Origin of the sequence: Enterobacter sp. R-1.6.2 (assembly GCF_035064085.1) — a bacterium.
In the GTDB taxonomy this organism is placed as follows: Bacteria; Pseudomonadota; Gammaproteobacteria; order Enterobacterales; family Enterobacteriaceae; genus Enterobacter; species Enterobacter asburiae_B.
This window is the reverse complement of record NZ_JASEYI010000032.1, coordinates 23,151-31,473: the sequence shown is the minus strand read 5'-3', so window position 1 is coordinate 31,473 and position 8,323 is coordinate 23,151. Positions and strand designations below refer to the sequence as shown.

At 42.5% G+C, this 8,323-nt stretch carries 8 protein-coding genes and 2 pseudogenes; 7 read left to right on the top strand and 3 right to left on the bottom strand.

Annotation, left to right across the window (positions count from 1 at the left end; all coding sequences use genetic code 11):
* Positions 1-107 precede the first annotated feature (107 nt).
* Both QMN93_RS23085 and QMN93_RS23080 read left to right on the top strand, forming a co-directional pair.
* On the top strand, positions 108-773 hold the full coding sequence (locus QMN93_RS23085) for a hypothetical protein (protein WP_301510098.1): 666 nt from the start codon (positions 108-110) through the stop codon (positions 771-773).
* Between the two features lie 339 nt (positions 774-1,112).
* The gene (locus tag QMN93_RS23080) at positions 1,113-2,465 is read left to right on the top strand and encodes an SIR2 family protein (RefSeq protein WP_032730250.1); all 1,353 of its coding nucleotides are present in this window, start codon (positions 1,113-1,115) and stop codon (positions 2,463-2,465) included.
* 261 nt (positions 2,466-2,726) lie between these two features.
* Here QMN93_RS23080 and QMN93_RS23075 read toward each other — a convergent pair whose 3' ends face one another.
* Together QMN93_RS23075 and QMN93_RS23070 are read right to left on the bottom strand one after the other, a co-directional pair.
* On the bottom strand, positions 2,727-3,341 hold the full coding sequence (locus QMN93_RS23075) for a recombinase family protein (protein WP_032730990.1): 615 nt from the start codon (positions 3,339-3,341) through the stop codon (positions 2,727-2,729).
* Positions 3,342-3,692: 351 nt separating this feature from the next.
* A pseudogene (locus QMN93_RS23070) lies at positions 3,693-3,797 on the bottom strand (reverse transcriptase); the annotation flags it as partial.
* A 240-nt stretch (positions 3,798-4,037) separates the two neighbouring features.
* Between QMN93_RS23070 and QMN93_RS23065 the strand changes: the two are divergent.
* The 5 genes and pseudogenes from QMN93_RS23065 (at position 4,038) to QMN93_RS23045 (ending at position 7,662) form a co-directional block, all read left to right on the top strand.
* Positions 4,038-4,976, top strand: coding sequence for a cation diffusion facilitator family transporter (locus QMN93_RS23065; protein ID WP_001198019.1), 939 nt, complete (start codon positions 4,038-4,040; stop codon positions 4,974-4,976).
* 117 nt (positions 4,977-5,093) lie between these two features.
* On the top strand, positions 5,094-5,468 hold the full coding sequence (locus tag QMN93_RS23060) for a cytochrome b562 (protein ID WP_193139109.1): 375 nt from the start codon (positions 5,094-5,096) through the stop codon (positions 5,466-5,468).
* 463 nt (positions 5,469-5,931) lie between these two features.
* Positions 5,932-6,162 (top strand): annotated as a pseudogene (locus QMN93_RS23055) (IS3 family transposase); the annotation flags it as partial.
* Positions 6,163-6,256: 94 nt separating this feature from the next.
* Complete coding sequence (locus QMN93_RS23050; RefSeq protein ID WP_001004932.1) at positions 6,257-6,838, top strand: cytochrome b/b6 domain-containing protein; 582 nt, start codon at positions 6,257-6,259, stop codon at positions 6,836-6,838.
* A 134-nt stretch (positions 6,839-6,972) separates the two neighbouring features.
* The gene (locus tag QMN93_RS23045) at positions 6,973-7,662 is read left to right on the top strand and encodes a VIT family protein (protein WP_032730251.1); all 690 of its coding nucleotides are present in this window, start codon (positions 6,973-6,975) and stop codon (positions 7,660-7,662) included.
* A gap of 157 nt (positions 7,663-7,819) precedes the next feature.
* On the opposite strand, the gene QMN93_RS23040 is transcribed toward QMN93_RS23045, so the two are convergent.
* Positions 7,820-8,299, bottom strand: coding sequence for a hypothetical protein (locus QMN93_RS23040; protein WP_072048708.1), 480 nt, complete (start codon positions 8,297-8,299; stop codon positions 7,820-7,822).
* Between the last annotated feature and the right edge of the window lie 24 nt (positions 8,300-8,323).

Genomic DNA, 8,323 nt, shown 5'->3' with positions numbered 1-8,323 from the left:
AGCTGATAGAAACAGAAGCCACTGGAGCACCTCAAAAACACCATCATACACTAAATCAGTAAGTTGGCACCATTACCAGCATTCTAACCCGAAGCGCACAGGATGCTTTGCGTGGCTATAGCAAGAAGCAGCCAAAATCAAAAATTAGGAAGCCTGAAAAAGCAAATCCTCTCCTTCGTGAAGAACAATCCTTTCGTGCCGAGTGTGCCCCACTAATCGGGGAAAACGATATTTTCATAATCGCTAGTTGCATTATTTCAATGTCGGCTCGGTTGGGGCAATACCCTGTTAGCCTGGCTAAAAGAGCAGCCGCTTTAAAAGGTGTCATCAAAACTGAGCTTTTGCCCGAACTGCTGGAGTTACTTCAGCAGGATGTAGAGTTGAATGCCTTAGTACCGCTCCACAGAGACAAAGATGACAATACTCGTAGTGATGGAGGCAAGCTTGTTGGATTGACAGGGGTCGTTGAGGGAGGCTCCTCTATCGGTGTTGAAGCGCAGCGCATTATTACCACAGAACTTAAAAAGCTCGCGTATATCTCCGCAGTTCAGCGCGTTTATCTGGATACAGCTCGTTTAGGACTGGCTTTGGAAAACGATACGTTTAAGGTTATCGAGGAGGTAAAACGTATTGCTGATAAGCACAAATGGAGTCCATTATCGGTTGCGGTGTATGCCACTTACAAAACGCCTGGCATAATACCGGATATCGCCAGAGATGTGATTACTTTACTGGCACAGGATGAGGTTCTTCCAGCGACCGTCAAACGATAACTTTATTTGTATTAGCTCAGATTTGGCCTGACAAAGGTGTGGCGCAGGGCCGAACTCTATCTGACAGCTCGCTCCGTGCCAGGTGCGGACATTTTGTCTATCGATTCAGGCGGTCAAATTCAGTAAACCACTTCATACTCACTGATCAGCCGCGATGTGTGCGCTGTGTTGCCGTTATTGCAATCACATCCTAAGAAGATTTCTGAGAAACGCAATTAACTTCAATGATATTATATACAAAGGAAACGCTGGGAAACTGGGGCAAAGTTTGGGTGTCACAAAGCCCCGAATAGTTTCGCGGTGCATCACATAGCAATCACCTATCCCTGAGGTAAATATATGGACTTTACGGAATATCAAGAAGAAATAATTGAAGATGTTAAATCTTGCCTTGAAAACTTACAAGTCCAACCCATTTTATTCATGGGGGCGGGTATTTCACAACGATATATAAAAGCGCCTGACTGGGAAGGTTTATTAAAGCAACTAGCGGAAAATTGCCCCTTGATCAAACGCCCTTATGGTTACTACAGCCAAACAAAGGGTGATAACAAACCATTGATTGCTAGCGATTTTTGTGACTTCTATGCTGAGTGGGCTTGGGATGATGGCAAGGATCGCTATCCAGAGACATACTTTGAAGGAACGACTCCAAAAGATATTTATATTAAGCATGAAATTGCATCTATTCTGAATGAATTATCAAACTCCGTTGATTTTTCGAACATGGAATATACAGAGGAAGTTCAGAAATTAAGGAAAGTAAAACCTCATGCAATAATCACAACAAATTATGACGACACATTAGAAAAAATATTTGACAATTATCAGGCAATAGTTGGTCATAATGTTGTTAAAGTGAATTATTCATCTTATGGCGAAATCATGAAAATTCATGGTAGCAGTCATGAAGTTGAAAGTATTGTTATTACAAATGAAGATTATGTTGATTTCTATAAACGTAAGAAATATATCAGTGCAAAGTTGCTAACATATTTTGCTGAACACCCCTTGTTTTTCTTTGGGTACAGTATCAATGATGAAAACATAAAGTCAATTCTCTCTGATATAGATGAAATCATCGCTCCCAATAATGCACTTATTCCAAATATTTATCTTGTCTCCTTCAGTAAGGACTGCGAGGCCACTGGTTCTCATCAAAAGGAATTGCTAATCGGTGTTGGTGAGAATAAAAGCGTTCGAATAAAGGTGATATACGCAAATGATTTTGGTTGGATTTTTGATGCGTTATCATCTAATACACCGGAAATTAGCGTTAATCCAAAACTTGTGCGTGCATTTCTAGCCAGAACGTACACATTCGCATCAGAATCCCTTGTTAAACAAGAGCTTCCATACGATTTTGAGATGTTCCGCAATATTGCAGAGCATGATGATGCATTAGCAAAAATGTATGGTATCGCTGAACTCAATAATGGACAGGCACTAAATGCTAGTTTCCCATATACAATGTCTGATCTGGCAAGGATTCTCGACATGGGATCGTGGCACTATGTTAATCAAGAATTCGAAAAATTAAGAAAACTAACCGACTTCAACATTAAAGCATCAGACAACAATTATCATGTTTTCATTAAATCTGGGAAAAGTGGTGTCGGAAAATACTCATCAGAGGCACTTGACTTATTGCGAAAATTAATAAATGGGGAGCAATTTGAGTTAAACCCATAATTAAAGATGATGCACTCAATGACGTTATATTAAAGAGGCCGCTGCGAGAGACTTTTTTGCAGCGGTCTTTTGAACATATGGGCATTTCTAACGAACCAGTGATTAGACATTTTCACTGAATCTTGACATGTCTTCCTGAGTTAAATAGTTTTTTTTCAGTTGTTTTACGTCCTATCCTCGCTCAGAGCGGACAGTCAGGTTCGATTGTACTCTGTCTGCGGAAACTGTCAGTGCGAGTCAAAGCCAATACACTTATTTGAACTAGCTTACCAATTCCTTTTTGATCCGGTAGAACGTTGCACGACTGATATCAGCAGCTTTCATTATGTGGGCTGGTTTAACGTTCTGCGCCAGCATTTCGCGAACAGTCTCACGGGCTTCCATATCTTTTTCTTTCCCCGTATACAAACCTGCCTGTTTTGCTCTCTCGATCCCCTGTGCCTGACGTTTACGCCGAGTTTCATAATCCTGTCGTGCCATTGTTGCGAGGATATCGATTAGCATGGAGTTGACTGCCCGAAGAATGCCACTGGTAAGGTCATTACCGGACATTTCAACCATCTGCCAACTGGTCGGTAAGTCCATTGATACGATTACCAGCCCTTTACTATTCAACGTAGCTTTGAGTTCAGCCCATTCTTCATGTTGAAGACGACTGAGACGGTCAATTGCTTCAATAAGAAGCAGATCACCGGGTTGTGCTTCCACCAGTAGATGCATGAGTTCAACACGATCAAGCTTCGCACCACTTGCATTCTCAACGTATTCTCCGGCAACCGACCAGTTTTTGCTTTGCGCAAATTCGCGCAGGCTAACTAATGCACGATCAGCATGTTGGCCTTCCGTAGATGCACGGCAGTAGATACGGACATTCATTATGTATTCTCTTTGAAATATCAATCCAATATCCATATGATACATTACGTTATTTTGCTGTCAATAGAGTTAAATTTAAACCCTATCGATACTTTGTGTCATGGTCTTTATCAGGTATACCTAAAAGAGATATTGTTCGGATGGTATTCAGATCTTGCTTGGGGTATACGATTTGGTCAGTTTCTGTAGCTGAAGCACTCCGGTTTCATTTCAGCAGGTCTTAATCAAATTCAGTGTGCCATACATGCGGCACGAAAAAGTCTGGCATCAATGTGACCAGTTCTATCACCCACCACAGTCACTACAGTGGCCACACAGTTGGGGACCCAAAGGATGTTGTTTACCATTTTGCAATGGTTGACAGCTACCCGAAAGCAACTCCTCTTCGAGAGCGCTCAATTCCTCAGTTAATCGGGTTTGCAATTTTAGTTTGTTGAACCCATCCACACTGGGCGTAAGTGTATAGTTGTGATAACTGTCAACTTTTCTTCTCTCTTCTGTTCAGAATAAATTAATGTTCAGGCGTTATGATAAATAGATGTTATCGCCACCATGGCGCGGTCTTTACAGGAATAAATCTCACCATTTTTATATTTTCACCACAGTACCTCAAAATTTCATATACCAAAACTGAACTTGGCCGGGTAGTATTGGCTGCTTAGTATTAACTGTAGATGCTGTTATTAGGAGTTTCAGGTGCAGGTAAACAAACTTACGGATGATATTGATATTAGTTCTCATGAGCGTTTCCTCGCGGCCCGTAAAAGCACATGGGTTAGTGTGCTTGTTAATTGTTTTCTGACATCCGGGCAAGTGATTACTGGCGTATTTTCCGGATCTCAGGGGCTTATTGCGGATGGTATCCATTCTCTGTCTGATTTAGTTTCAGACTTTGTGGTGCTTATTGCTAATCATAAAAGTAAAAAAAATCCCGATGATGACCATCACTACGGGCATCATCGTTATGAAAATGGTGCATCATTAATTCTGGGGACAATTTTATTCATTGTTGGCATCGGGATGTTATGGTCAGCAGCAAATAAAATGCAACAACCAGATGATATTCCTCAGGTACATATTGTTGCTCTGTGGGTGGCCTTAGCCGCACTGGTTATCAAAGAGCTTCTTTTTCGCTATATGCTGGCAGTAGCAACCCGAGTAAAATCCACTATGCTGGTTGCCAATGCCTGGCATGCCCGCTCTGATGCCGCCTCATCTTTGGTGGTGGCTATTGGTATTATTGGTAGTTTATCAGGGTTTAAATTGCTTGATCCGGTAGCTGCACTGGTTGTGGGACTGATTGTGACCAGAATGGGATATTCATTTATGTCAGATTCGCTTCATGACTTGATGGACAGGGCCGTGGATATTGAAACTGAAAATAGTATAAAAACAACATTATTGTCCACGCCTGGGGTCGAAGGCATCCATGACCTCAAGACCAGAAAAATGGGGGACCTTGTTGTGGTTGATGTTCATCTGGAAATTGATGGTGATTTATCAGTGAAAGTAGGACATGACATTGCTGTTTTGGCCAGGAAATCAGTTTTAGATAATCATCATGTTTTAAATGTTATGACACATGTTGACCCTTATTTTAAAGGTGATAATAGTCCTGGTTGCGGGGGCAAATAATCCTGAAAAATAATATGAATGCTGCTGTTTTTTGAGAAGATTGGGAAGGGATTATTTTTTTGCGCAATATTACCCCTTCTGACTGTGAAAACGAGAGTAAACAATATGGAGGCTATTATGACAAAAATTATGCGTACTGTTGTGATAGGAGCCACCCTTCTTTTATCCCCCTGTGTAATGGCTGGTTCTGACGGTGTTGAACATGCCATGAAGATGATGAATAAAAGCTACCGCGCAGCACTTAAGGAGGAGGACGTTACATCCTTCAGGAAAGATATGCGGGAACTGAAAGCAACAGCAGAGTCCATCCTGAACAGCCCTGTAGAAGGGTATGACAGGGAAACGTATGTTGCAGGCATGTCACTTCTAATTGATGAGGTAACTGCCGTTGAAAGTACCGCTGAGAAGGAAGGTCTTGACGCCGGGAAAATTGCAGCACAGAAACTAGGCAGTCTGATGAGAAAATACCACAATAAACTAGGTGTTGACTGAGACCGGGAATTATTCGGTGAAGGTAGATATGCTGGAAAGATATCCCTGAACTGACATGATACACGTGCCTGTAATCAAGCAGATAGCTATGCACTGGTGAGGAAATTTCACAACGTTATCTTATCTGCAAAATACATATAAAAATGTTGGGGTAACAAACATGCATTATCAATGCTACATATTTTAGTTTGTTGCCTCAACATAAGTTAAGTACCTATTGGTGTTGCGCGGGGTGGATTCAGGGGGCCAAATTATATTTGGTGGTCACGCGTCAGTCTGTGTTTTGTTTGTTGGTCATGATGACCTGCTCCCCGTTGATTAACACACTGATGCCCGTAATGTCTTCATCATCGGTATGAGACCCTCATTAAGATGCTTTTTTCCGGCAAATAAATCATCAGTATCCTCTTCGAGGCTGGAACAGGGATTCTAAGCCATGTGCTTTGCCGTAAGAAGATCATTTCCGACGTCACCTAATGTGGCTTGGTGAATGGATTTTGTCATGGCTGCACTCTTCATCGGTCGTCGGATTAAGTGCCGTACGATCCACGTCGCTTTTGGAATTTCAAGCGTTCAGATATAAGCATTCTGTACAGCATTGCGTTGTTTCGTGGCTATCTGGCGACGATAAGAACCACTCAGGAACCTGAATTTACCTGTCGAGTACTGGGCCTTTGAACATGGTTTGGATATTACTGAGTGCATCTTGGTTTTGAGAAGTTAAGGTTATCATTAATAAAAAGGCATAATATTGAGTGGTCAACCAACCTTAAAAAAGTGGCTAAATTATGAACGAAAATTTACGTAATGCTCTTCCTCACAAAAACACACCATTTCTACGTGTGCTGCATATCATCGTAGCTGTATTGATTTTATTGCAGATTATTAATTCAAACCTTACCGAAAGCGATGCGCTTAGTGACTATACTCTCACTGGGTTCGTAACATGGTTCCATGTTATCACTGGGTTATCACTGATTGTCCTTGGGTTTGTCATGCTTGCATGGATGCTGACACAACGAGGATTTCGTTACTATTTTGCCTGGGTGGTCCTTGATTTTCGAGGTGTGGTTGAAGATATCAAAATGCTGATATCATTCCGTCTTCCTGAAGCTCATGCTGGTGGGATTGCTGCTCTGGTTCAGGGGCTTGGTGTACTTGCACTATTGGGCGTTGCATTATGTGGTGGATTCTGGTTTGCTCTCAATACTGCTCTTGGCACGTCACCTGTGCTGACAGAAACCGTCCTGCATGTGCATAAGTTTCTGACTGTATTTATTGAAACCTATTTCTGGGCACATGGTGCGATGGGGTTGCTGCATATCTTCCTCACCGTTCGTAGCCAAAGGAAAAATCCCGTTACCGAATAGTGCTGTAGGTTTATGATGGATAAGATGCCCTGTAATGGTTGGCTAAAACAGACTATAACCGCGCATTTATCCGTCAATGCATTTTCTATTTATCCGTAATTCCGATGAGTATGCGTATTTGAAGGAAAAAATATATGCATCTTGAACGACATAGTATCGAAAAAGTGGGATGGCTGAGGGCAGCTGTACTGGGGGCAAATGACGGAATTGTTTCGACAGCGAGCCTTGTTCTTGGGGTTGCATCTGCAAATAGCAGTCCTTCCGGTGTTTTACTTGCAGGTGTTGCAGGACTGGTTGCCGGAGCTATGTCAATGGCTACAGGGGAATATGTTTCCGTCTCATCTCAGGCGGATACCGAAAACGCAGCACTTGCCCAGGAAAAAAGGGAGCTGGAAACTGATTATCAGGGAGAGGTGCGGGAACTGACTTCACTTTATATGCAACGTGGACTGGAGCCAGAGCTTGCCCGGCAGGTTGCGGAGCAACTTATGGTCAAAGATGCCCTGGATGCTCATGCCCGTGAAGAACTGGGGTTGACGGATATAAATTCTGCACAGCCCCTACAGGCAGCTGTCTTTTCTGCCCTGAGTTTTTCCGCTGGTGCGGTGTTACCCTTAATCGTGGCATGGCTCTCCCCTCTGAAACTGGCTTTTTTGTTGATAATCCTTTCCACCCTTTTTTCACTGGCGGTCCTTGGCTATATATCTTCGGTTTTGAGTAAAGCCTCTCCTGTCAGGGCGATCATAAGAATTACGTTCTGGAGTACCATGGCTATGCTTTTGTCTATGGGGATTGGTCATTTTACAGGGCAGGCCCTGCTTTAATGTTATGAAGCACAATTCGAGTACCATCTTACTGGCGATGCTTCGCAAAACAATTTGCAATGCAGCTCCCTTCAAACTCGATTCCTGCTTGCGCCAATACCTGTTGAAGGGGTGATGGAGGGGATTCTCCCCCTCCATTTCAAGGGCAAGGACAACGCTACTTCTGGCAAATTTCCCGGTCGTAAACGCCACCATTGACAACCAAAATTTGTCGTTTCTTCTTTGAAATCATATCAGTCATTATCTTCGAGTCATCAAGAAAGATACCCCCAAAGGTTCCAGGTCGTGCATTCTTCCCGGCGATTATAATCAGATCCCCAATATTCAATGCAGCAACTTTATCGTTATTGTAATTCGTATCTTCAAATATGAACTTCAGGCCTTCATCTGAACCGGGAATACCCAATGTTACTACAGGATTTTTTCTGAAAGTAACAGTACCGATACCAGTTATTTTTCCTGTTACCATTAACTGACATTTTTTGAAGTCATTTGTTGCCCTGAATTCATGTTGTTCAAACCGCGCATAAACTTCCCCTGTTGTATACATTCGCGGAAGTATATCGATTATCGATGGTTTGGATGGTTGCTCAGGTTGTTGCTGAGTTACGGTATCAGCATTTACCTTGGCCTTCACTTCGGGGGTTTTAGGCTGATATGG